Origin of the sequence: Agrobacterium sp. ICMP 6402 (genome assembly GCF_009498615.1) — a bacterium.
Classification (GTDB): Bacteria; Pseudomonadota; Alphaproteobacteria; order Rhizobiales; family Rhizobiaceae; genus Agrobacterium; species Agrobacterium burrii.
This window is the reverse complement of sequence record NZ_QSNV01000001.1, coordinates 292,119-315,042: the sequence shown is the minus strand read 5'-3', so window position 1 is coordinate 315,042 and position 22,924 is coordinate 292,119. Positions and strand designations below refer to the sequence as shown.

Below are 22,924 nucleotides of genomic sequence, written 5' to 3'. Positions count from 1 at the left end.
CGGCCCGGGTTAAATCAGCTCGGACTGAACCGAGCGGACATAAAGCAGGCTTGCATTACCGGCGCTTGAAGGGCTCCATGCCCTTGCGTGCCAATTCATCGGCGCGCTCATTTTCCGGGTGGCCGGCATGGCCCTTGACCCAGTGCAGGGTAACCTTGTGGCGCTCCTGCGCCGCTTCAAGCGCCTGCCATAGCTCGACATTTTTGACCGGCTTATTATCGGCGGTTTTCCAGCCCTTCTTTTTCCAGCCGAAAATCCACTTGGTTATGCCGTCCTTGACGTAAGCGCTGTCGGTATAAAGGTCGACCTCGCAGGGGCTTTTCAGCGCATTGAGCGCCGAAATCGCCGCCAGCAGTTCCATGCGGTTATTGGTGGTATCGGCCTCGCCGCCGGAGAGTTCCTTTTCGGTCTCGCCATATCGCAGCACAGCGCCCCAGCCGCCGGGACCGGGATTACCCGAGCAGGCGCCATCGGTAAAAATATCGACATGTTTCATTCGCCGACCAGCCCATATTCGGCGACATTGGCGATCGCGCGGTGGAACCGCAGCTTGCGCAGATATTCCAGCGGGTCTTTCTTGACTACCATAGCCCCCTCCGGCGTCGTCAGCCAGTCGTAGAGCCGCGTCAGGAAGAAACGCAGTGCCGAACCGCGCGCCAGAAGCGGCAGGGCATCCAGCTCCGCCTCGCTCATCGGGCGCACCGACTGATAACCTTCCAAGAGCGCCTTGCCCTTGGTGACGTTATATGCGCCATCCTTTTCGAAGCACCAGGCATTGAGGCAGATCGACACGTCATAAGCGAGCAGATCGTTGCAGGCGAAATAAAAGTCGATAAGGCCGGACAGCTCATCGCCGAGGAAAAACACGTTGTCCTGAAACAGATCCGCATGGATGACGCCGGCCGGCAGATCCTTCGGCCAATGGGCGGCGAGATAATCGAGCTCAGGGCGAATCTCGTCCCTCAAACCCTTCTCCACCTCATCGGCGCGGTCTTCCGACTTGTCCCACAGCACCTTCCAGCCTTCGATGGAGAGCGCATTCGGCCGCTTTATCTCGAACCCCTCGCCGGCCAGATGCATGGCGGCCAGCGCCTTGCCGACTTCGCGGCAATGTTTGGCTTCCGGCTTTCGCAGCCACATGCCTTCGAGGAAGGAGATCAGCGCCGCCGGGCGGCCCGACAATTCGCCCAGCAATTCCCCATCCCTGCGCGGCAGGGGCAAGGGGCATGACAGGCCCTTGGCAGCCAGATGCTGCATGAGGCCGAGGAAGAACGGCAAATCGTTTTTTTCCACCCGCTTTTCATAAAGCGTCAGGATCAGCGGGTCCTTGGTGGTATGCAGCAGGAAATTGGTGTTTTCGACGCCTTCGGCAATGCCCTTATAGGAGGTGAGGCTGCCGGTGTCATATTGCGTGAGGAAATTCCTCAGATCATCTTCGGTGATGTCCGTGTAAACTGCCAATTTCAAATCTCTTGATGAAGGATGGAATGAAAATCTCGGGGGTGGAGATGACGGATACAAGGGGAGAACCCCCTCACCTCGTCATCATCCCGTTCTAGGCACCGGCGGTGGCTTTCGGCGGCAGCGCATTGCTGGCATTGCCGTTGACGAAAGCCATGTCGTCCGTCGTCAGTTCGATGCTGCGCAGTTCACGATTGACGAGGAAATGTTCCGTTTCCTCAACCGTCACGGCAAGATCGAGCGTGGTGTCGAAACGCGCCTTGAAGGCTTCGATGATCTCATCGACGATAACTTCAGGGGCGGATGCGCCGGCCGAAAGTCCGACAGTGCGGATATCGCCGATCGTGTCCCAATCGATTTCCGAGGCCCGCTGCACCAGCACCGAGTGTTTGGCGCCGGCGCGCAGCGCCACCTCCACCAACCGCTTGGAATTGGAGGAATTGGGCGCGCCGACCACGATGAACAGGTCGCAGCCGGGCGCTGCCTGCTTCACCGCATCCTGACGGTTGGTGGTTGCGTAACAGATGCTATCGGCGGCGGGCGACTGAATGGCGGGGAAGCGTTCCTGAAGTCTGGCGATGACGCCGGCGGTATCATCGACCGAAAGCGTCGTCTGGGTGACGAAACCGAGGTTTTCACGGTCTACGGGTTCGTAGACACCCGCATCTTCCACCGTCTCGACCAGCGACACGGTGCCTTCAGGCAGCTGGCCCATGGTGCCGATGACCTCAGGGTGACCGGCATGGCCGATCAGCACCACGTGGCGACCAAGGCGCTGGTGGCGCATGGCCTGCTTGTGAACCTTGGAGACCAGCGGGCATGTGGCGTCGAGATAAAACAGGTTGCGCGCCTGTGCATCTTCCGGCACCGATTTCGGCACGCCATGGGCGGAAAACACCACCGGCTGCTCGCGATGTTCGGCGGGGATTTCATGCAGTTCCTCGACGAAAATCGCGCCTTTGGCTTCCAGCCCTTCCACCACATAACGGTTATGCACGATTTCGTGGCGGACATAGACCGGCGCGCCATAGGCCTTCAGCGCCAGCACAACGATCTGGATCGCCCGGTCCACGCCCGCGCAAAAGCCGCGCGGTCCGCACAGCCTTATCGTCAAAGGGGGTTTGGAAACGGCGATGTTCATTCGTGCTCCTTGGCCTGCTTCTTGGCGAGTTCCATGCCTTGCCCGATAGCCTGCCCTTGCCGGGCGGGGCGCACGTTATTCGTCGCGCGCCTTATGGTTCCGGAAATAGGCAAAACCAACGACGATGACAAGGGCCAGCGCCAAGCCATACCACGTTATCGCATATTGCAGGTGATTGTTGGGCAAATCTATCAGCGTCACCCCGCCCTGAGGCCAGCCGCCGGGGTTGGGCGCCGTGTCGGCATCAACGAAGAGATTGACCAGCCGATTGGAGGGGATATCGACGCTCGAGGCCATGACCGCCAGATCCTTCCAGTAGAAGATGTTCTTGGCGATATCGTTATCCGGCAGCAGCGAGGAGGGTTTGGCAACCAGTGGCGCGCGCGCCAGCCCTGTTATCGCGACCTCGCCGGTTACCTGTCCTTCCGTTCGTTTGGCTTGTTCCTTCATCTCGAAGGGCACGAAACCGCGATTGACGAAGAGAATGCGGCCATCGTCAAGCGTCAGCGGCGTATAGATGTAATAACCGGTTCGGCCCTGATGGGTAGCGAAGAAATGCCGCTCGCGGGCGTGGTCGAAAGTGCCTGACAGCCTGACCCTGCGATATTCGATCTCGCCGCCGCTTTTTGCCAGTGCTTCGATATCGGCAAGCGGAACCGGGCTCGCGCTCAGCCGCTGCTCGATATCGGCCATCAGCGCCTCTTTCCAGTAAAGCCGCTTCACCTGCCATGTACCGAGCCCGAGAAGAATGGCAAGCGCCAGCAGGACGAGCGGTGCGGCGAACCAGACCCGTCTGTCCGCCGCCTTCATGTGGGAAACCTCATTCACGATCAAGCCTGCCTTCGCTTGCATTGTTGCGGTATTGCAGCGCAATCATGATCCCCTTCAGCTTGCGCAAAAGCACGAGCGAGATGATCACCGTAAACGGCAACCAGAGCATGACATGCACCCAGACGGGCGGCGCAAAACGCTGATCGAACCAGAGCGCCAGCCCGACCACCAGAAAACCGACAATCAGCATGACGAAGACCGCCGGACCGTCACCCGCATCGGCGAAACCATAGTCCAGCCCGCAGGCGGTGCAGGCCGGTTTCGGGGTCAGGAAACCGTCGAACAGTCGGCCGTTACCGCAACGCGGGCAGCAGCCTCTCCAGCCCACCTTGATGGGATCAACGGGTGCGAAATCGCCGTTTGATGGTTCGGATTTCGATTGTTCAGACTTCGATTGTTCAGACATGGAGAGAACTCCCGCGAAGTTTCCCAACACCCGCATCGGTCATCCCTGAGCTTGGCCCAGGGATCCACGCTTTCAGCGGGCCTATGGATCCTCGGGTCAAGCCCGAGGATGACGTCGTGTCTGCAGGAAGCCGCCTCGAAACCAGAGCAATCACTTATCGCTCGGCGTTGCCCTTTGGTTTCTTCTCCCCGCCGGGGAGAAGGTGGCCCGAAGGGTCGGATGAGGGGGCAACGTTGCCGCATACCGCCGACCTTGCCCCCTCATCCCGCTGCCGCGACCTTCTCCCCCTCGGGGAGAAGAAATACGCGGCACCCGCTCGATCAAGAAGCAATGTGGCTGCTACCCGGCCCGATTAACCGTGAACCGGCGCGCCCCAGCCACCCCAGATGTAGATGGCGAAGAACAGGAACAGCCAGACGACGTCAACGAAATGCCAGTACCAGGCGGCCGCTTCGAAACCAAAATGCTGCTTGGGCGTGAAACCGCCGGCAATGGCGCGGAACAGGCAGACCAGCAGGAAGACCGTGCCGACGAAGACGTGGAAACCGTGGAAACCGGTCGCCATGAAGAAGGTCGCGCCATAGATCGAGTTCTTGAAGTCGAACGGGGCGTGTATGTATTCGTAAACCTGCACGGTGGAGAACAACACGCCAAGTGCCACGGTGAGCGCGAGGCCGCTGATCAGGCCCTTGCGATCATTGTGCAGCAGGGCATGATGCGCCCAGGTGACGCAGGTGCCCGACAGAAGCAGGATGACGGTGTTGTAGAGCGGCAGGTGCCAGGGGTCGATGACCTCGATACCCTTGGGGGGCCATTGTCCGCCGGTATATTCGAGGCGGGACGCCTGAACTGCTTCGTGCGGATAAAGGCTGGCATCGAAATAGGCCCAGAACCACGCGACGAAGAACATCACCTCCGAGGCGATGAACATGATCATACCATAACGCAGGTGAAGCGAAACGACGCGGGTATGGCTGCCCTCATTGGCTTCCTTGATCGTGTCCGCCCACCAGGCGTACATCGTGTAGAGCACGATGACGAGGCCGATATAAAACAGCCAGGGATTGGCCAGTTCCATGCCGAACAGCTTGAAGGAGCCGGCCGACAGGTAACGCATGTAACAGACGCCGCCGAAGGTCAGAATGAAGGCGCCGATCGAGGCCAGGATAGGCCATGGGCTTGGATCTATGATGTGGTAATCGTGGTTCTTCTGATGCGTATCTGCCATTGCGACAATCCCCGAATGTCTCTTCCCTGACCCGGCCTCAAAGAGGCCAGGTCTCCTCTCACAATTTGCTTTCGCCAGATGAAGTCTTTACCGGCAAGGACGCAACCGGTTTTTCGGTTTTGGCCGGATAAAACGTATAGGACAGCGTCAAAGTATGAATGCTCTTGGTTTCGCGCGCCGTGGCGATATCAGGATCGACGAAGAAAACCACCGGCATTTCCAGTGTTTCGCCCGGCTGCAGCGTCGTTTCGGTGAAGCAGAAACACTCCACCTTGTTAAAATAGGCACCGGCTTCCATCGGCGTGACGTTGAATACCGCCGTGCCCGTGGTCGCCACGGGCGAACGGTTGGTCGCCTTGAAGGTGACCTGTATCGTCTCGCCAATCTTCGGCTTGACCATCTTGTCGACCGGGCGGAAATCCCAGTTGAGGCCGTTCGACGTATTGGCGTCAAAAGTGACATTGATGGTCTTGTCGAGAATGACGTCGGAATATTGCTCAACGCGCTGGGTCGTGCCGTTATAGCCGGTGACACGGCAGAACAGACTGTAGAGCGGAACGGCGGCGTAAGCCATGCCGATCATGGCGCAGAAAAATACCAGACAGAGCACCAGGATCGAGCGGTTGCTCACTCGCTGCGTGTTGGCCGTTGCCGTGTCTGTTCCCATATTCGCCCCCCCGGTATTCGCCATGTCCTCTTCCGCTCCCTCAGATCAGACCGTTAATTCGCGCCGATCTTGATGATGGTGATGACGTAAAACAGCACCACCAGACCCGCCAGCAAAACGCCGAGCGCGATGTTGCGCCCGCGTCGCGATTTTTTCTGCGCCGCGCTCAGTTCCACAGTTTCCATCACAGAACTCCCGTCATCACGGCCTTCAGGGCCGGCGCAAAATGATCGGCCAGAAGGCCGGAGAAAATAGCGAAGAGGTACAGCACCGAATAGGCGAACATCTTCTTGGCCGGCAGCATCTTCTCGTCACCCTCAGGCATGCGCCGGACAACGAGCGAACAGTAAACGAAGATAGCGCTCAGCACGGCGGCGAAAATGCCGTAACCGGCGCTCGCCAGACCCGTGAAATAAGGTGCGACGGCAGCCGCCGCCGTCAGCACGGCATAAACGATCATCTGGTTCTTGGTGGAGCGCTCGCCCGCCACATTCGGCATCATCGGAATGCCGACGGAGCCGTAATCGCGCATCTTGAACAGCGCCAGCGCCCAGAAATGCGCCGGCGTCCACAAAAAGATGATGAGGAACAGGATGATGCTGTCCAGCGACACGCCGCCGGTAACGCAGGCCCAGCCAAGCATGGGCGGAAAAGCGCCGGCAGCACCGCCGATGACGATGTTCTGCGGCGTCGAGCGCTTCAGCCACATCGTATAAACGACAGCGTAAAAGAAGATGGTGAAGGCAAGCAGGCCGGCGGAGAACCAGTTGACCGCAAGGCCGAGGATGACCACCGAAAAGGCCGACAGCGTCAGCCCGAAGGCCAGCGCCTCACGCGGCGCGATGCGGCCGGACGGGATCGGCCGCTTGGCGGTGCGGCTCATCACGGCGTCGATATCGGCATCGTACCACATGTTAAGCGCGCCGGATGCGCCAGCGCCGACGGCGATACAGAGAATGGCGATCAGCCCAAGCACCGGATTGATTTCGCCCGGCGCCAGCACGAGGCCGGCAAAGGCCGTGAAGACGACCAGCGACATGACGCGCGGCTTCAGCAATTCGAAATAATCGCGCGCGCCGGCTTCCGAGAGTTCGGAGCTTTCAACACCCAGCATATCGCGATTGTCGATAACGGTCATTTCCTGTCCTGTTTTCCTTCAGATGCCACTTGTCGCGGCATCCCCTGCACCGGCCCGAAAAACGAATGTGATTTCCGGCATGCGCGATGCGTCAATTCATTGGGTCCGAACGTTTCGGCATGGGCCGCATCGGGAAAAACCGATGCCATTCGCCTGGCCTGTCGCCGCGCCCGCCCCGCCATTCGTCTGCGCCTGCTTATTCATAAAGGCCAAACTTGGCATTTATCACATTCAGGCATGTATCACGTCGGACGATAAGCTTCGCTTGGACAAAATGTCACGCGGGCGGCGGACCCATCCACCTTCGGAAACGGCACGGACGCAACCACGCCGTCCCCTTTTTCAGCAACCGGAATGCGCGAGCCACGCCCGCGCCTTCCGGTCCGGCATTCAGCGAATGCGCGGAAGCTGTTCCCACTGGTGGTAAGGCGGCGGCGAAGACAGCTGCCATTCGAGCGTTGTCGCACCCTCACCCCAGGGATTGTTGCCGGCGATCCGCTTTTTGGCGAAGGCTTCCCAGACGCCGAAAAGGAAGATCAACACGGCAACGGCTGAGATGTAGGAACCGTAAGAAGACACCAGGTTCCAGCCGGCATACGCATCGGGATAATCGATGTAGCGGCGCGGCATGCCGGCGAGACCCAGGAAGTGCTGCGGGAAGAAGATCAGGTTCACGCCGACGAACATGACCCAGAAATGCAGCTTGCCGATGAACTCGTTATACATGTAGCCGGTGATCTTCGGGAACCAGTAATACCAGCCGGCGAAGATCGCAAAGACCGCGCCGAGCGACAGAACGTAGTGGAAGTGGGCCACGACGTAATAGGTATCATGCAGCGAGCGGTCGAGACCGGCATTGGCGAGCTGCACGCCGGTGACGCCACCGACCGTGAACAGGAAGATGAAGCCGATCGCCCAGATCATCGGGGTCGAGAAGGTCAGCGAACCGCCCCACATGGTCGCGATCCACGAGAAGATCTTGATGCCTGTCGGCACCGCGATGACCATGGTTGCGAAGACGAAATAACGCTGCGCTTCAAGCGACAGGCCGACCGTATACATGTGGTGCGCCCAGACGATGAAGCCGACTGCGCCGATGGCGACCATGGCATAGGCCATGCCGAGATAACCGAAGACCGGCTTCTTGGAGAAGGTGGAAATGATGTGGCTGATGATGCCGAAGCCGGGCAGGATCAGGATGTACACTTCCGGATGACCGAAGAACCAGAACAGGTGCTGGTAGAGGATCGGATCACCGCCGCCTTCCGGCGAGAAGAATGCCGTACCGAAGTTACGGTCGGTCAGAAGCATGGTGATGCCACCCGCCAGAACCGGCAGCGACAGCAGAAGCAGGAATGCGGTGACCAGAACCGACCAGGCAAACAGCGGCATCTTGTGCAGCGTCATGCCCGGGGCGCGCATGTTGAGAATGGTGGTGATGAAGTTGATCGCGCCGAGGATCGAGGATGCGCCGGCGATATGCAGCGAGAAGATCGCCAGATCCACCGCCGGTCCGGGCATGCCGCTGGTCGATAGCGGCGGATACATGGTCCAGCCGCCGCCCACGCCGTAACCGCCCGCCGGACCTTCGACGAAGAGCGACAGGAGCAGCATGATGAAGGCTGGAACGATCAACCAGAAGGAAATGTTGTTGAGGCGCGGGAAAGCCATGTCAGGAGCGCCGATCATGATCGGGATCATCCAGTTGGCAAAACCGCCGATCATCGCCGGCATGACCATGAAGAAGATCATGATAAGCGCATGCGCTGTCGTGAACACGTTGAACATGTGCTTGCCGCCGTCGATGGCGGCGTCGCCCTCGAAGCCGTAAACCATGGCGGCCAGACCGTGGAAGATCTGGATGCCCGGCTCCTGCAGTTCCATGCGCATGACAACCGACAGCCCGCCGCCGATGATGCCCGCGATGATGGCGAAGATCAGGTAGAGCGTGCCAATGTCCTTATGGTTGGTGGACAGGAACCAGCGGGCGAAAAAGCCCGGCTTATGGGAATGATGCGCATCATGCGAATGATCGTCATGCGCGTGCGCTTCATTTGCGGATTGACCATGCGAGTGATGATCGTCGTGTGCGGAAGGTCCAGCCATTGTCGTCACTCCAGGTCTCAGTTGGTTTCGTTGGCGGCAACATCGACCGTGCGCGGAGCGCCGTCGACGGAGGCCATCAGCGCCCGGTTCGCGCCGTTCAGATCAGAAGCGGCGGCGGCGTGCCAGGCATTGTACTGCTGTTCGGAAACCACCCGAATGGCGATCGGCATGAAGGCGTGGTCCTTGCCGCAAAGCTCGGAACATTGGCCGTAATAAAGGCCTTCCTTCTCCGGCTTGAACCATGTTTCGTTGAGGCGGCCCGGAACAGCGTCGATCTTGACGCCGAAAGCGGGCATGGCGAAGGCGTGAATGACATCGGTCGGAGCCGCCGTCACCAGAAGGCGAACGGTCTTGCCGACCGGAACGACCATTTCATTGTCGACAGCAAGAAGACGCGGATAGCGGGCCTTGTCCTCCTTGCCCGCAGCAGCGCGATCCTGCTCCTTCAGCAGATAGCTGTCGAAGGCGAGCGGCTCGGCGCCCTCAGCGGCCTTGTATTCATAATTCCACAGCCACTGCGTGGCGGTCGCCTTCAGCGTCAGGTCCGGGTTTTCCGGCTGGGTCAGCTGCGCGTTCAGAAGATTGAACGAGGGAATGGCAAGGAACATGAGTATGAGCACAGGCGCCAGCGTCCACACCACCTCGATCGCCGTGTTATGGCTGGTCTTGGAAGCCACCGGATTTTTCGCGGCGCGGAATTTCAGGGCGACGATGATGAGCAGCACAAGTACGAAAAGCGTAACCGGAACAATGAACCAAAGCGTATATTGTTCGAACCAGCGTATTTCGTGCATGATCGGCGTGGCGGCCTCCTGCATGCCCATTTGCCAATGCACCGGCTGATCGGCGTGGGCGCCGACAGCCGTGAGCAGACAGGTCATCCCCGCCAATGCTGCGTAAATCCTATTCCTCACGGTACCCTCTCCCTCACGCGTCTGATCTTGATCAATCACAGACGCAGAATCCATGCTAATGGTACTAACTTAAAACCACAGTTTGCCCTCTGCCGCAATATGCGTCGGGACACGGATGCCCGCCAATTTTGCCATTGGTCAATTGACGGTCGACTTTCCCGCACTCCGCAACAGCATGGGTAGGCCGCAACCGGTTTCAAACAGTCAAAATGCGGCACAGGCCCTTCTTTCAGAGGGTTTTGCAGCCTGCCAGCGCAGGCCGGACACGGGGTGGCGGGCGCAGAAATTACACACATGAACAAAGCGGAAAGGTCCTATTTCCGCCCAACTCCGCTGGAATTGAAGGCTGTAGGCTTTTTTTTCCGGATTATGGCGTCAAAATAGCCGCACTGATTCGAATCCCAGAGGTATCCATGCGTCTTTCCCCGCTCGCGCGCACTTTTCTTGCCGCCGCCGGTCTTGCCATCATCGCCCCCGCTGCTGCGGCGCTGGCGCAACAGCAGCCGCCCGGCACGCCGAAATCGACGCATGGCGCATGGTCTGTCATCTGCGACAAGCCGGCCGGTGCGTCGGAAGAGCAATGCGCCCTGATGCAGAACGTGATTGCCGACGACCGCCCGGAAGTGGGGCTTTCGGTGGTGGTGCTGAAGACCGCCGACCGCAAGTCGCGCATCCTGCGTATCCTCGCGCCGCTTGGCGTTCTGCTGAAGGACGGCATGGAGCTTTATATCGACAACAACAATATCGGCCGCGCCTATTTCACCCGCTGCTTCTCCGAAGGCTGCTATGTCGAGGTGGATATCGACGACGAGCTGCTGAAGGTTCTGCGTGCCGGCAAGGCCGCCGTTTTTGCGCTGCGTGAATCGGTCGATCAGGATCGTGTCGGCATTCCGATCGAGCTGACCGGCTTTGCCGAGGGCTACGACGCACTGCCGTAACGCCTCGTCGTCAACGGGCAGCCTTGCGTCTCCCCGCTCCAGTGCCTAAATCGGTCATTGAACGATAATGACTGGAGCCTCCCATGACCGACGATCTTGTAAAACTCTTCGATTGCGATGAAACGCAATTGCGCAAGCTTGTCGGAGAGGCGCTGGCCGGTGCTGACGACGGTGAGCTGTTCATCGAACATGCGCAGGCCGAATCGCTGACCTTCGACAATGGCCGGCTCAAGGGCGGCTCCTTCAACACCGATCAGGGTTTTGGCCTGCGCGCCGTTGCCGGCGAGACGGTGGGTTACGCCCATGCCGGCGAGCTTTCGGAAGGCGCACTGAAGCGCGCTTCGGATGCGGTTGGCGCTGTCACCCGCGGTTATTCCGGCTCCTATGCCGCCGCACCCCAGCGCACCAACAAGAAGCTTTACGGCGACGAGAACCCGATCGGCAGCCCGAGCTTCGAAGAGAAGGTGAAGCTCCTCACCGACATCGATGCCTATCTGCGCGACAAGGACTCTAACGTCCGGCAGGTGACGGCGACGATTTCCGCAAGCTGGCAGGTGGTGGATATTCTGCGCGCCGACGGCCATCGCGTCAGCGATATCCGGCCGATGACCCGCATCAATATTTCAGTGGTTGCCGGCGAAGGCGACCGGCAGGAAAGCGGCTCCTACGGCATTGGCGGCCGCGTCGGTTTTGGCGATTTCATTACAACGGAAAGCTGGCAGCGCGGCGCGGATGAAGCGTTGCGTCAGGCGCTCGTCAACCTGACCGCCATCGATGCACCGGCCGGCACCATGGATGTGGTGCTCGGCTCCGGCTGGCCCGGCGTGATGCTGCACGAGGCGGTCGGCCATGGTTTGGAAGGCGATTTCAACCGCAAGAAGACTTCGGCCTTTGCCGGCCTGATGGGCGAAATGGTTGCCGCCCCCGGCGTGACTGTGGTGGATGACGGCACCATCGACAGCCGCCGTGGCTCACTCACCATCGACGATGAGGGAACGCCATCAGCTTATAATGTGCTGATCGAGAATGGCAGGCTGGTGGGCTACATGCAGGATCGCCAGAATGCCCGGCTGATGGGCGCAAAGGCCACCGGCAACGGTCGCCGGCAGGGCTATTCGCATGTGCCGATGCCGCGCATGACCAATACCTACATGCTGTCTGGCGACAAGACGCCGGAAGAGATCATCTCCTCCGTCAAGAAGGGCATCTATGCCGTGTCCTTCGGCGGCGGACAGGTGGATATCACGTCAGGCAAATTCGTGTTCGGCTGCACCGAGGCTTACCTCATCGAAAACGGCAAGATCGGCGCGCCGGTGAAGGGCGCGATGCTGATCGGCAACGGACCGGATGCAATGAAGCGCGTCTCGATGATCGGCAATGATTCCAAACTCGATACGGGCATCGGCAATTGCGGCAAGGCCGGCCAATGGGTGCCGGTCGGCGTCGGCCAGCCGCATCTGCGCATGGACCAGATCACCGTTGGCGGTACGAAGGCATAGGACATTCCGTGTGTGGGGGACTGCGGTCTGTCCCAACTTCCGCCATACCGGCCCTGAGCCGGTATCCAGCCGACGCATCTGCGCGGCGAGAGGGGTCTTGTCCGCCCAAGGACTTGGGCTGGCTGGATGCCGGATCTGGTCCGGCATGACGGCAGAGAGAGTTGCGGTCACGCGAAACGTCGAGCCTGCCGCGACAAGCTCAACCACCAGTCTTGCAGCCGGGCAGCCCATAACCTCACACATGGCTGCCATGATGAGGTTTCCTCTGGCACCTCACCGAGAAGACGATAAGATCACCCCTCATGGCAGGCCCTCCTCCCACCGCCCGGCCTGCGTGGCATAAGGAGACCCCGACCATCATACGCAATGCCCTCGTCCCCGAACTTGCCGTCACCGACTGGCTGAAAAGCCGCGCCTTTTATTGCGACCTGATCGGTTTTCATGTGGTCTATGAACGCGCCGAAGAAGGTTTCGCCTATCTTGCGCTCGATGAGGCGCAGCTGATGATCGACCAGATCGGCGCAACCCGAACCTTCGTGGCCGAGAATGCAGCCCTTGAGTTTCCGATGGGCCGGGGCATGAACCTGCAGCTCGCCGTCCCCTCCCTGCAGCCCATTCTCACCCGGCTGGAGCGCTCTTCGATCGACCTCGTCCTGCCCGCGGAAGAAAAATGGTACAGGCGCGGCACCGTCGAGGTCGGCAACCGGCAATTCATCGTCGCCGATCCGGACGGTTATCTGATCCGCCCGTTCGAGAGCCTGGGCGAACGCCCCTTCCGGTTCGGGTAAACGCCATGCTGCCCTTTTTCCCGCATGCGGTAGTTTTCGACATGGACGGATTGCTGATCGAAAGCGAGGTGCTTTATCGCGATTCATTCCTGGCGGCTTCGCAGGAAGGCGGCCATGGAATGCAGGTCGAGACCTATCAGAAGGTCTGCGGCAGTCCGTGGGATGTCATCACCGGCACCATCTTTGCCGATTACGGCGCGGATTTCCCCATAGACGCTTTTCGCGACGCATGGCTCCGGCACCTTGCCGTGATGATGGCGGAGGGCGTGGCGTTGAAGCCGGGTGTCGTCGAAATCCTCGATCTCCTCGACCGGCTCGATATCCGCCGCGCCATCGCGACATCCTCGCGACACGATTCGGTCACACGCCATCTCGGTCCTTACGATCTGCTCAGGCGTTTCGACACCATCGTCGCACGCGGCGATTATACCGAGCCGAAGCCCGCGCCCATGCCTTATCTCACCGCCGCACAGCGTCTCGATATCGATCCGGGCCGCTGCCTTGCGCTCGAGGATTCCTATTCCGGCGTCCGCTCTGCCTCATCGGCGGGCATGATGACGATCATGGTGCCGGATGTGGCGCCGCCGACCGAGGAAATGCGGGAAAAATGCATCGCCGTTTCGAGTGATCTGCATGCGGTGGCAAGGCTTTTGCAGGAAACACAGCCATCAGGGGCGTGAAAGCAGGCTACAAGCGCGAGACCATGTCACATGGTCTTTGCCATTTGCCTCTATAGTGAATGTCATATTGATTGACGCGCCGATTTTGTCAGGGTTCCTCTGTCGGCGCATCCATAAATCGAGGCGGTCATGCAGCTTATTGCCGTGTCACTCGCGACGCTGATTTTGCTTTTTCTTTCGATATTTCAAATTGCCCTTGCGGCGGGTGCGCCGTTCGGCCGTTTCGCCTGGGGCGGCGAATACAGCGTCCTTCCAGCCACGCAACGCATTGCCAGCGTGGCCTCTGTCCCGATCTATTCTCTCGCCGCGTCTTTCCTGCTGCAAAAGGCTGGCTTCGTCGGCCTCTGGCCGGCGGGCTGGATCGAACCCGTCATCTGGACCATGGCCTGTACTCTCTCGGTGATCGCCGGGTTGAACTCTATATCGCGAAGCCGCCCAGAACGCCTGGTCATGACGCCGTTATCCGGATTTCTGGCAACTCTGTTCTTTGTCGTCTCGCGCTTGTAACCGCAGCGATGGACAGGGCATAGCCGCCGCCCGCCGCAACCCATCATCTCGACGGCGTAAAACGCCACTTGCGCTCGATCGCCCCTTCCATATCGAGACCATTATAGTGGGCCAGCAACAGCACATGGCCGAGGAGATCGGCGGTTTCGTCGGCCAGATCCCGTTTCATCTCCTCTTTGTTCCTGCCCTTTATGCGGCCCCGCCCCGTCAGCCGGTTCCAGGCCTGCGTGACCTCGCCAACCTCTTCCTGAAGCTTCAGCATGTACCAGTCCGGGTCGCGGAATATTCCGTTTTCAGCGGCATATTTTTGCGAGGCCTCTTCAAACCGACGCATCATGTCAGCAAGCATTTGTTCATCCTTTGTTCATGCACTACAACTCTAATCATGATTCTCTGACGGCGTCGACCCGTCAGGGGCGTCATGCGGCCATGAACGGAAATTTCCGCGACATGCGCCTGCAGGCGAGATAGAGAAAAGGTATTCGAACAACCGTGCCATCGCCCATGTCCCATCTCGATTTTTTCTCATCGCTTATCACCGCGCATAGTCCGACGCTGCTGGCCATGTTTGCGGGTGCGGCGTTTCTCGCCGGTCTTGCCCGCGGCTTTTCCGGCTTCGGCGCAGCACTCATCTTCATTCCGCTGGCAAGCGCGATCGTCGGGCCACGCATCGCGTCAGCGGTTCTGCTGGTGGTGGACGGCGTGTTGACGCTTGGCATGATACCGCCCGCCTTTCGCATGGCGGACCGGCGCGAAGTCTTCACCATGGCGGCAGGCGCACTTGTCGGCGTGCCGCTCGGAACCATCCTGCTTTCCCATGGCGATCCGCTGACCCTGCGCTGGATCATTTCCACCGTGGTCGTCGTGCTTTTATTGTTTCTGTTGTCCGGCTGGCGTTATAGCGGGCGGCCGAAGACGCCTCTGACCCTGTTTACCGGGTTTCTCGCCGGGCTGTTTTCGGGTGCGGCGCAATTGGGCGGCCCGCCCGTCGTCGCCTATTGGCTGGGCGGGGCGCTCAAAGGCGCCTTCGTGCGCGCCAATGTCATTGTTTATTTCGCCATTTCGACCGTGATTTCCACGGCAAGCTATTTCCTCAGTGGTCTTTTCACCGCCGATGTCTTCGTCTTTTTCCTGCTGGCCCTGCCATTTTACGGGGCGGGTCTTTACGCCGGCGCGCGCCTGCACGGATTTGCCGATGAGGCCGCATTCAGACGCATCTGTTACGGCCTGATCGCCATTTCGGCCGTCATCGGCCTGCCGCTGTTCGATTCGCTGTTGAAATAGGCAGGCCGCACCGGCCTGCCCTTGCCGCCTTCAAGGATACATACGAACCTTCGACCACGGCGCATCCGGCGTCTCGCGGCGGAATTCGACGCGGTCGTGCAGGCGGAACTTGCGGTCGTGCCAGAATTCGATGCTGACCGGGCGAATGCGAAAACCGGACCAGTGGGCCGGGCGCGGAATATCGCCGATGGCATATCTGGCGGTATATTCGGCCACCGCCTTTTCCAGCGCGAAACGGCCTTCCAGCGGCCGCGACTGCTTGGACGCCCAGGCGCCGATGCGGCTGCCGCGCGGACGCGACGCGTAATAGGCATCCGCTTCCGCGTCGCTGACGATCTCCACCTCGCCGCGCAGACGCACCTGCCGGCGCAGGCTTTTCCAGTGGAAGCACATGGCCGCTTTTTTCTGGCCAAGAATCTCGCGGCCCTTCTGGCTTTCGAAATTCGTATAAAAAACGAAGCCGCGATCATCGACGTCTTTCAACAGCACCATGCGCACATTCGGCAGGCCGTTTTCATCGACGGTTGCGAGCGCTACCGCGTTCGGATCATTGATCTCGGAAGCCGTCGCATCCTTTAGCCACTCGGCAAAAAGCGCGAAAGGTTCATTTTCTTCCGTGAAGTCACTGGATGTTAACCCCGTTTCCGACATATTGACTAAAATGCTCCCGAGCTGATTTGGACCCCAGAGATGATTTCTGGCGAAAGATGGTGACCGTCATAGCAAAGTCGAACAGTCGAACAAAGGGCCTCCTTTCGTCGATCGCGGAAGTTTCCGCCGTCGTGTCAATGCTCGTGGTGCTGAGCGGCTGCGTCAGCCTCGATCTGTTCGGCGGGGACAAGGTCGACCGCACGCTTTCCACAGCCTCCGTTCCCAACCAGCCGAATAACGGCCAGCAGACGGATGATGCGACCATTCGCAATGCGGTAACATCCGCCGATCTTGCCAAACTGGCCGACCAGCCGTTGCCCTGGGCCAATGCCGCAACCGGCAGCGCGGGTGTCGTCACCGCCATTCACGAAGACAAATCCAGCGGTTTCGTCTGCCGCGATTTCAGGACGACACGCCACTCCTTCGAAGGCGTAGCCGCTTACTCCGGACAGGCCTGCCTTTCGGAAACCGGCGAATGGTTGATGACCCGCTTCGAGCAGAAATAATCTGTTTACCTTGGCGCATGGAATAAAGCCGGCCACCCCGCGCCGCGCTTCGCGCGTAAAGGAGTGATTAGCAACTTATTGCAACAGTCGACGTTGATTAAACCGAGGGCGTGACCGCGAATGATCGCGGCATCCCTTTTCGGAGAGGTTAGTTTCAGGATTGCGCCATGATGGGCAGCAGGCGCCTGAGCCAACGTAACTGGTGTTTCGGATGCGCGATCCATATTCGATCCTCGGCGTTAAGCGTGATGCCCGCCACGAGGAAATAAAGACCGCCTGGCGCACGAAGGCGAAAACCGTGCATCCCGACGCCAATCGCGACGACCCCGACGCTTCGGCGCGATTCGCCGAGATCGGCCAGGCCTATGACCTTTTGAAAGACCCCAAAAAACGCGATCTTTACGATCAGGCCCGCAAGGCGGCCGAGAAGAAGCAGCGCGGCGAAACCATCATGCAGCAGCGGGCGTCGGCCCGCGAGGCAGAGGAACGCGCCAAGGCCGCTGAGAAGCTGATGGAGGAACTGGCCCGTGCCGATGCCCGCAACCGGGCGCAGACCGGCCAGAAAACCGACGGGAAGCCCGAAACAGCCGAGGATATCGTCGAGCGGATTTTCGGCGCCGATGCGCAGAACGATCCCAAGGTGCAACAGGCGGCCGAAGCGGCGAAGGCTGCGGCCAGCGGCGCAAAAGGCGACGTTCCGAGGACGAGTGAAACGGCACAACCCGCCGCCGCTGACGACAGATCCGCACCTTCCTCGCTCGCCGGCAATCTTTTCAGCGCTCTCGTGCGCCGGTTCCGCACACCGCAGCCGGTTCCGGAAAAGGCGCCGGACATCACGGCCGAAGCCACCATCACGGTTGCCGATCTTCTCGAGCGCAAATGGGTTACCATTGGGCTTGCCGAGGAGCGGGAAGCCCGCTTCCAGCTTGAGCCGGGCATGACTGACGGCCATGTGGTGAGGCTCAAAGGACAGGGGCTGAAACTTCCCGGCATGGCGCGCGGCGATCTTGCCGTGACGTTGCTTGCCGCACGCGACGACGCCTTTTCCGTTCGCGGCTTCGATATTCACACGACGTTGCCGATCTCGCTCGGGGATGCGGTTCTGGGCTGCGAAACGAAAGTCCGCACCCCGCTTGGCGAGGAAAATCTCAGCATTCCCGCCTGGTCGGGTTCGGATCGCGAGCTGCGGCTCGCCGGTAAAGGCCTTGCCGATGGCAAGGGTGGATATGGCGATCTCGTCATCGAATTGCGCATCGTCCTGCTCGAAAAGCCGGATGAAAAGGTGACCGACCTGATGCGCCACATGCGCGAAGGCCTTTATTTGTGAAAGTTTTGCGAATAGCCGGGACAACGCACCCTTTGTTACGCTCCCTAACAGTTGATGATCTTTGGCAATCTTGAACAGGATTGCAGCCTATGCCATAGGCAGGATCAATCGAAAGTATCAGGGAGCATAAAATGGCTCAGGCATCCGGCCTTATGGCTGGCAAACGCGGCCTCATCATGGGCGTCGCAAATAATCGTTCAATCGCTTGGGGCATTGCCAAGGCCTGCGCTGACGCAGGCGCTGAACTCGCACTCACCTGGCAGGGTGACGCGCTGAAGAAGCGTGTCGAGCCGCTGGCGCAGGAACTTGGCGCCTTCATGGCCGGCCATTGCGACGTGACGGACCTCGGGACGATCGACGCGGTTTTTGCCGCGCTGGAAAAGCACTGGGGCAAGATCGACTTCGTCGTGCACGCCATCGCCTTTTCCGACAAGGACCAGCTGACCGGTCGTTACCTCGATACCAGCCGCGATAACTTCAACCGCACCATGGATATTTCCGTCTTTTCGCTGGCCGCTGTCGCCAAGCGCGCAGAGCCGATCATGAATGATGGCGGCTCGATCCTGACGCTGACCTATTACGGCGCCGAAAAGGTCATGCCGAACTACAACGTCATGGGCGTGGCCAAGGCCGCACTTGAGGCTAGCGTTCGTTATCTGGCCGTCGATCTGGGCAATCGCGGCATCCGCGTCAACGCCGTTTCCGCCGGCCCGATCAAGACGCTGGCCGCTTCCGGCATCGGCGACTTCCGTTATATTCTGAAGTGGAATGAATATAATGCGCCGCTGAAGCGCACGGTGTCGATCGAGGAAGTCGGCAAGTCGGCGCTTTACCTGCTGTCCGACCTTTCGACCGCCGTGACCGGCGAAATCCACCATGTCGATTCCGGTTACCACACCATCGGCATGAAGGCGGTGGATGCGCCTGACATTTCGGTGGTCAAGGACTAACCATCAGGAATGCTTGAAACAGGGGTATCGCCTTGCTCGTCTATGTGATCCGGCACGGACAAACGGACTGGAATGCGATACGCCGGCTTCAGGGCCAGAAAGACATTCCACTCAATGATTTCGGCCGCCAGCAGGCGGTCGGCAATGGCAGGCTGCTCGCCCATTTGCTCGGCGAGCAGGCCACGGATTTCGACTATGTGGCAAGCCCGCTGGGCCGCACGCGCGAAACCATGGAACTGATGCGCAGCGCGATGGGTCTCGACCCCCTTGCCTACCGCACCGATGACCGCCTGATCGAAGTTTCCTTCGGCGACTGGGAAGGCCACACCCTGCCCGATCTGAAAAAGGAATTTCCTGACCGGGTGAAGGCGCGCAAGGCCAACAAGTGGGACTTCATTCCCCCCGGCCAGGATGCCGAAAGCTATGAAATCCTCTCCTGGCGCATCGGCGCATGGCTCTCCTCCGTCGAGGTGCCAACCGTCTGCGTCTGCCACGGCGGCGTCATCCGCTCGATCTTCCGGCTGGTCTCCGGCATGGACAAGGACGAGGCTTCACGAACGCAAATCCCGCAGGACCGGATTTTGAAGGTCGAGATGGACAGGAACAGTGCGGAGTGGGTGTCGTGAGGGTTTGCGGAGCGTAATTCTCTGCGCCGTCGCCTTTGAAACGCTTGTAAATTGGCTGAGCGGACGCCGCTACTTTCTTCTCCCCGGCGGGGAGAAGAAAGCTAGATGCACTCGCTCGTTTCACAACGGAGGTTTGGCATAAGGGCTGAGTAAGGGGCTGGTCTTACTCAACGACCTGAAGATCGTCGACCACGCGTTTCCCATCCACTTCCGTGTAGAAAACCACGACCTTCACGCCCGCCTTCAAACCTTCGAAGTTAAACTCTTCCGGCACGCGATAGGTCTTGCCGTCGTTGAGCGTAATGCTCAGCCCGTTCGCATCGATCTTGCTGATCGTGCCTTCCACATCGACGCTCTGTGCGAAGCTGTTGATGGGCATCAGGAGGTTGGCGGTGGCCAGAAGGGCGGCAATCATCATACGCATCGATCTAGCTTTCGTGGATTTGCGTGAAAACCTTACATGCATGAAGAATTGCCTTTCGAATGTGGCGGAAATCGCCCGCAACCATGACATTTTCGGCCCAATTGATGAACGGATTTGGGATCGTGTTCAAGCCGTTAGTGATTTTTACACCGCATTTCGCGGCAATATTGGAAAACTCCGGATAAACGTGGAAAACGACGGCGCTTTTACATTTCCGTCATCTCGAAAAATCTCGTCGGCCGACACGAATCGCCGCACACTCTCATCCCGGCGCTTGCCTGCGGGATGGGGAAGACGCCTGTTGATGTCGTGTTCGGCACTTATCCTGCCGCAGCGAAAGAAAGGCTTTTGCCTTGTCCGGATTTACACTAAGACAAATCCGCTTGTTTTAAACGGCGCTACCCGCAGGCGCCCTGTTTTCCGGTTTTGAGAACTATGTCGCATAACAGCTTTGGTCATCTTTTTCGCGTTACCACCTGGGGAGAAAGCCATGGGCCGGCACTTGGCTGCGTGGTGGATGGCTGCCCGCCCGGCCTGCGCTTTACCCTTGCCGAAGTGCAGCACTGGATGGACAAGCGCAAACCCGGCCAGAGCCGTTTCGTCACCCAGCGTCGTGAAGACGATATCGTGAAAGTTCTCTCCGGCGTGATGCTGGACGAGGACGGCGAAACGATGATCACAACAGGCACGCCAATTTCCATGCTGATCGAAAATACCGACCAGCGCTCCAAGGACTATGGCGAGATCGCCAAACGTTTCCGCCCCGGCCATGCGGATTTTACCTATGATCTGAAATACGGCATTCGCGACTATCGCGGCGGCGGACGCTCCTCGGCGCGCGAAACCGCAGCGCGGGTAGCGGCGGGCGCGATTGCGCGCAAGGTGGTGCCTGATCTCAATGTGCGCGGCGCGCTGGTGCAGATCGGCAAACACAAGATCAATCGTGACAATTGGGATTGGGACCAGGTGGACCAGAACCCGTTCTTCTGCCCCGATCCGGCCATGGTGCCGGTGTGGGAAGAGTATCTCGACGGCATCCGCAAGGCGGGCTCTTCCATCGGTGCTGTCGTCGAAGTGGTGGCGGAAGGCGTTCCGGCCGGTATCGGCGCACCGATCTATGCCAAGCTCGATCAGGATATCACCTCAAGCCTGATGTCGATCAACGCCGTCAAGGGCGTCGAGATCGGCGAAGGTTTCGCCTCTGCCGAGCTTTCCGGCGAAGAGAATGCCGACCAGATGCGCATGGGCAATGACGGCAAGCCGATTTTTCTCTCCAACCATGCGGGCGGCATTCTGGGCGGCATCGCCACCGGCGAGCCTGTCATCGCCCGCTTCGCCATCAAGCCCACCTCCTCCATTCTGACGGAGCGTCTGTCCATCGATACCGACGGCAATAATGTCGATGTGCGCACCAAGGGTCGTCACGACCCCTGCGTCGGCATCCGCGCCGTGCCGATTGGTGAGGCGATGGTGGCCTGCACCGTTGCCGACCATTATCTGAGGGACCGCGGCCAGACCGGCCGGTTGAAGTGAGGGGATATCGCCATGGCCTATGACCAGAAACGCGTTGTCGACGCCATCCGCGCTTTCGAAGCCGGCGAAATCGTCGTTGTGACCGACGATGACGACCGCGAGAATGAAGGCGATCTGATCATTTCGGCGGTTCACTGCACGCCGGAAAAAATGGCGCTGATCGTGCGCCATACCTCCGGCATCGTCTGCGCCCCCATGCCGCGCGAGGAAGCCAAGCGGCTGAACCTCAACGCCATGGTGGCAGAAAACGACAGCGCGCATACGACGGCCTTCACCGTCAGCGTCGATTTCAAGCACGGCACCACGACGGGCATTTCCGCCGACGACCGCACATTGACGGTGCGCAACCTTGCAAACCCCAATGTCGGCGCTTCCGATTTCACACGGCCGGGCCATATCTTCCCGCTTATTTCCCGCGAGGGCGGCGTACTGATGCGTTCCGGCCATACCGAAGCGGCGGTCGATCTCTGCCGGCTCGCCGGCCTGCCGCCCATCGGCGTCATCAGCGAGCTGGTGAATGATGATGGCAGCGTAATGCGCGGCCCGCAGGTTCTGGATTTCGCCGACAGGCACGGCATGAAGCACGTTTCCGTCGCCGATCTCATCGCCTATCGCCAGCGCAAGGAAACGCTGGTGGAGATGGAATCCTCCTTCACCATCGAAACACCCTTCGGGCCGGCCAAGGCGCAGACCTATTCCCTGCCCTGGGATCCGATGCAGCACATGGCGGTGATTTTCGGCGACATCAGGGACGGCGTCGACATTCCCGTCCGTCTTCACCCGGAAAACGTCGCAGACGACGTGTTCGGCGACCGCCAGCCGGTGCGGCATTATATGCAGAAGATCGCCGAGGAAGGCCGCGGCGTCATCGTCTATCTGCGCGAAGGCTCCGTCGGTGTCGGCCAGGTGGCCGGGCGGCGCAAGGCGCGTGACCCGGACGAAGCACATGCCCAGGCCCGGTCGCGCGAGAATGAATGGCTGGAAATTGGCCTCGGCGCACAGATTCTGAAAGACCTCGGCATCAGCTCCATCAAGCTGCTGACCACCCGCGAACGGCATTATGTCGGGCTTGAAGGTTTCGGTATCCAGATTTCGGCGACGGATATCTGCTGATTTCTGAGGGCTAGAAGGCCCGGCTTCATACCGCAATTGTGAGGCGAGCGGGTGCTTTTTCCGCCTTCTCCCCGAGGGGGAGAAGGTCGCGGCAGCGGATTGAGGGGGCCACGTTGTCGATAAACGGAGAGCTTGCCCCCTCATCCGACCCTTCGGGCCACCTTCTCCCCGGCGGGGAGAAGAAACCAGCGGCAACGCTGTGCTAC

Annotated in this window: 26 protein-coding genes; 12 read left to right on the top strand and 14 right to left on the bottom strand. The window is 59.8% G+C overall.

What is annotated here, in order from left to right; all coding sequences use genetic code 11:
* Positions 1-55 precede the first annotated feature (55 nt).
* From rnhA to coxB, 11 genes are all read right to left on the bottom strand, one after another.
* Complete coding sequence (gene rnhA, locus DXT96_RS01540; protein ID WP_003511799.1) at positions 56-496, bottom strand: ribonuclease HI; 441 nt, start codon at positions 494-496, stop codon at positions 56-58.
* The gene (locus tag DXT96_RS01535; protein ID WP_153513302.1) at positions 493-1,461 is read right to left on the bottom strand and encodes a homoserine kinase; all 969 of its coding nucleotides are present in this window, start codon (positions 1,459-1,461) and stop codon (positions 493-495) included. The genes rnhA and DXT96_RS01535 overlap by 4 nt, the downstream gene beginning before the upstream one ends.
* Before the next feature lie 94 nt (positions 1,462-1,555).
* Entirely contained in the window at positions 1,556-2,602 is a 1,047-nt protein-coding gene (gene ispH, locus DXT96_RS01530; RefSeq protein WP_149898736.1) for a 4-hydroxy-3-methylbut-2-enyl diphosphate reductase, read from the bottom strand.
* Between the two features lie 75 nt (positions 2,603-2,677).
* Positions 2,678-3,412: an SURF1 family protein gene (locus DXT96_RS01525; RefSeq protein ID WP_153514137.1), complete on the bottom strand. Its 735-nt coding sequence runs from the start codon at positions 3,410-3,412 to the stop codon at positions 2,678-2,680.
* Between the two features lie 10 nt (positions 3,413-3,422).
* On the bottom strand, positions 3,423-3,839 hold the full coding sequence (locus DXT96_RS01520; protein WP_153513301.1) for a DUF983 domain-containing protein: 417 nt from the start codon (positions 3,837-3,839) through the stop codon (positions 3,423-3,425).
* Positions 3,840-4,191: 352 nt separating this feature from the next.
* Positions 4,192-5,067 carry a cytochrome c oxidase subunit 3 gene (locus tag DXT96_RS01515; protein WP_153513300.1) on the bottom strand — a complete coding sequence of 292 codons (876 nt, stop codon included), beginning with the start codon at positions 5,065-5,067 and terminating at the stop codon, positions 4,192-4,194.
* 58 nt (positions 5,068-5,125) lie between these two features.
* Positions 5,126-5,758, bottom strand: a complete 633-nt coding sequence (locus tag DXT96_RS01510; RefSeq protein WP_149898733.1) for a cytochrome c oxidase assembly protein — start codon at positions 5,756-5,758, stop codon at positions 5,126-5,128.
* 29 nt (positions 5,759-5,787) lie between these two features.
* Positions 5,788-5,919 (bottom strand): hypothetical protein, encoded by a 132-nt coding sequence (locus DXT96_RS27300; RefSeq protein ID WP_149898732.1) that lies wholly within the window; start codon positions 5,917-5,919, stop codon positions 5,788-5,790.
* Positions 5,919-6,872, bottom strand: a complete 954-nt coding sequence (locus DXT96_RS01500; protein WP_153513299.1) for a heme o synthase — start codon at positions 6,870-6,872, stop codon at positions 5,919-5,921. The genes DXT96_RS27300 and DXT96_RS01500 overlap by 1 nt, the downstream gene beginning before the upstream one ends.
* 390 nt (positions 6,873-7,262) lie before the next feature.
* The gene (gene ctaD / locus DXT96_RS01495; RefSeq protein WP_153513298.1) at positions 7,263-8,978 is read right to left on the bottom strand and encodes a cytochrome c oxidase subunit I; all 1,716 of its coding nucleotides are present in this window, start codon (positions 8,976-8,978) and stop codon (positions 7,263-7,265) included.
* Positions 8,979-8,995: 17 nt separating this feature from the next.
* On the bottom strand, positions 8,996-9,859 hold the full coding sequence (gene coxB, locus DXT96_RS01490; RefSeq protein ID WP_153514136.1) for a cytochrome c oxidase subunit II: 864 nt from the start codon (positions 9,857-9,859) through the stop codon (positions 8,996-8,998).
* Positions 9,860-10,305: 446 nt separating this feature from the next.
* Between coxB and DXT96_RS01485 the strand changes: the two genes are divergently transcribed.
* The 5 genes from DXT96_RS01485 (at position 10,306) to DXT96_RS01465 (ending at position 14,304) form a co-directional block, all read left to right on the top strand.
* Positions 10,306-10,830: an invasion associated locus B family protein gene (locus DXT96_RS01485; protein ID WP_003494243.1), complete on the top strand. Its 525-nt coding sequence runs from the start codon at positions 10,306-10,308 to the stop codon at positions 10,828-10,830.
* Between the two features lie 83 nt (positions 10,831-10,913).
* The gene (tldD, locus tag DXT96_RS01480; protein WP_153513297.1) at positions 10,914-12,329 is read left to right on the top strand and encodes a metalloprotease TldD; all 1,416 of its coding nucleotides are present in this window, start codon (positions 10,914-10,916) and stop codon (positions 12,327-12,329) included.
* Positions 12,330-12,631: 302 nt separating this feature from the next.
* Positions 12,632-13,117, top strand: a complete 486-nt coding sequence (locus tag DXT96_RS01475; RefSeq protein ID WP_149898727.1) for a VOC family protein — start codon at positions 12,632-12,634, stop codon at positions 13,115-13,117.
* A gap of 5 nt (positions 13,118-13,122) precedes the next feature.
* Entirely contained in the window at positions 13,123-13,797 is a 675-nt protein-coding gene (locus DXT96_RS01470; protein WP_153513296.1) for an HAD family phosphatase, read from the top strand.
* Positions 13,798-13,926: 129 nt separating this feature from the next.
* A complete protein-coding gene (locus DXT96_RS01465; protein ID WP_149898725.1) occupies positions 13,927-14,304 on the top strand; it encodes a hypothetical protein in 378 nt (125 codons plus the stop codon).
* A 43-nt stretch (positions 14,305-14,347) separates the two neighbouring features.
* Here the strand turns inward: DXT96_RS01465 and DXT96_RS01460 are convergent, their stop codons facing one another.
* A complete protein-coding gene (locus DXT96_RS01460; RefSeq protein WP_153513295.1) occupies positions 14,348-14,653 on the bottom strand; it encodes a MazG nucleotide pyrophosphohydrolase domain-containing protein in 306 nt (101 codons plus the stop codon).
* Positions 14,654-14,808: 155 nt separating this feature from the next.
* Between DXT96_RS01460 and DXT96_RS01455 the strand changes: the two genes are divergently transcribed.
* Positions 14,809-15,588: a sulfite exporter TauE/SafE family protein gene (locus DXT96_RS01455; protein WP_188355966.1), complete on the top strand. Its 780-nt coding sequence runs from the start codon at positions 14,809-14,811 to the stop codon at positions 15,586-15,588.
* A gap of 30 nt (positions 15,589-15,618) precedes the next feature.
* Here the strand turns inward: DXT96_RS01455 and pdxH are convergent, their stop codons facing one another.
* Positions 15,619-16,239 carry a pyridoxamine 5'-phosphate oxidase gene (gene pdxH, locus DXT96_RS01450; protein ID WP_153513294.1) on the bottom strand — a complete coding sequence of 207 codons (621 nt, stop codon included), beginning with the start codon at positions 16,237-16,239 and terminating at the stop codon, positions 15,619-15,621.
* A gap of 56 nt (positions 16,240-16,295) precedes the next feature.
* Between pdxH and DXT96_RS01445 the strand changes: the two genes are divergently transcribed.
* From DXT96_RS01445 to DXT96_RS01430, 4 genes are all read left to right on the top strand, one after another.
* On the top strand, positions 16,296-16,745 hold the full coding sequence (locus DXT96_RS01445) for an RT0821/Lpp0805 family surface protein (RefSeq protein WP_149899011.1): 450 nt from the start codon (positions 16,296-16,298) through the stop codon (positions 16,743-16,745).
* Between the two features lie 211 nt (positions 16,746-16,956).
* Positions 16,957-18,072, top strand: coding sequence for a DnaJ C-terminal domain-containing protein (locus tag DXT96_RS01440; protein ID WP_153513293.1), 1,116 nt, complete (start codon positions 16,957-16,959; stop codon positions 18,070-18,072).
* Positions 18,073-18,203: 131 nt separating this feature from the next.
* Positions 18,204-19,022 carry an enoyl-ACP reductase FabI gene (gene fabI / locus DXT96_RS01435; RefSeq protein ID WP_153513292.1) on the top strand — a complete coding sequence of 273 codons (819 nt, stop codon included), beginning with the start codon at positions 18,204-18,206 and terminating at the stop codon, positions 19,020-19,022.
* 32 nt (positions 19,023-19,054) lie between these two features.
* A complete protein-coding gene (locus DXT96_RS01430) occupies positions 19,055-19,648 on the top strand; it encodes a histidine phosphatase family protein (protein WP_153513291.1) in 594 nt (197 codons plus the stop codon).
* 163 nt (positions 19,649-19,811) lie between these two features.
* Here the strand turns inward: DXT96_RS01430 and DXT96_RS01425 are convergent, their stop codons facing one another.
* Positions 19,812-20,072: a DUF1344 domain-containing protein gene (locus DXT96_RS01425; protein WP_006309807.1), complete on the bottom strand. Its 261-nt coding sequence runs from the start codon at positions 20,070-20,072 to the stop codon at positions 19,812-19,814.
* Positions 20,073-20,507: 435 nt separating this feature from the next.
* Here DXT96_RS01425 and aroC point away from each other — a divergent pair, with 435 nt between their 5' ends.
* Both aroC and ribB read left to right on the top strand, forming a co-directional pair.
* Positions 20,508-21,605 carry a chorismate synthase gene (aroC, locus tag DXT96_RS01420; RefSeq protein ID WP_153513290.1) on the top strand — a complete coding sequence of 366 codons (1,098 nt, stop codon included), beginning with the start codon at positions 20,508-20,510 and terminating at the stop codon, positions 21,603-21,605.
* A gap of 12 nt (positions 21,606-21,617) precedes the next feature.
* Positions 21,618-22,718: a 3,4-dihydroxy-2-butanone-4-phosphate synthase gene (gene ribB / locus DXT96_RS01415; protein ID WP_149898718.1), complete on the top strand. Its 1,101-nt coding sequence runs from the start codon at positions 21,618-21,620 to the stop codon at positions 22,716-22,718.
* The last annotated feature ends 206 nt before the right edge of the window (positions 22,719-22,924 follow it).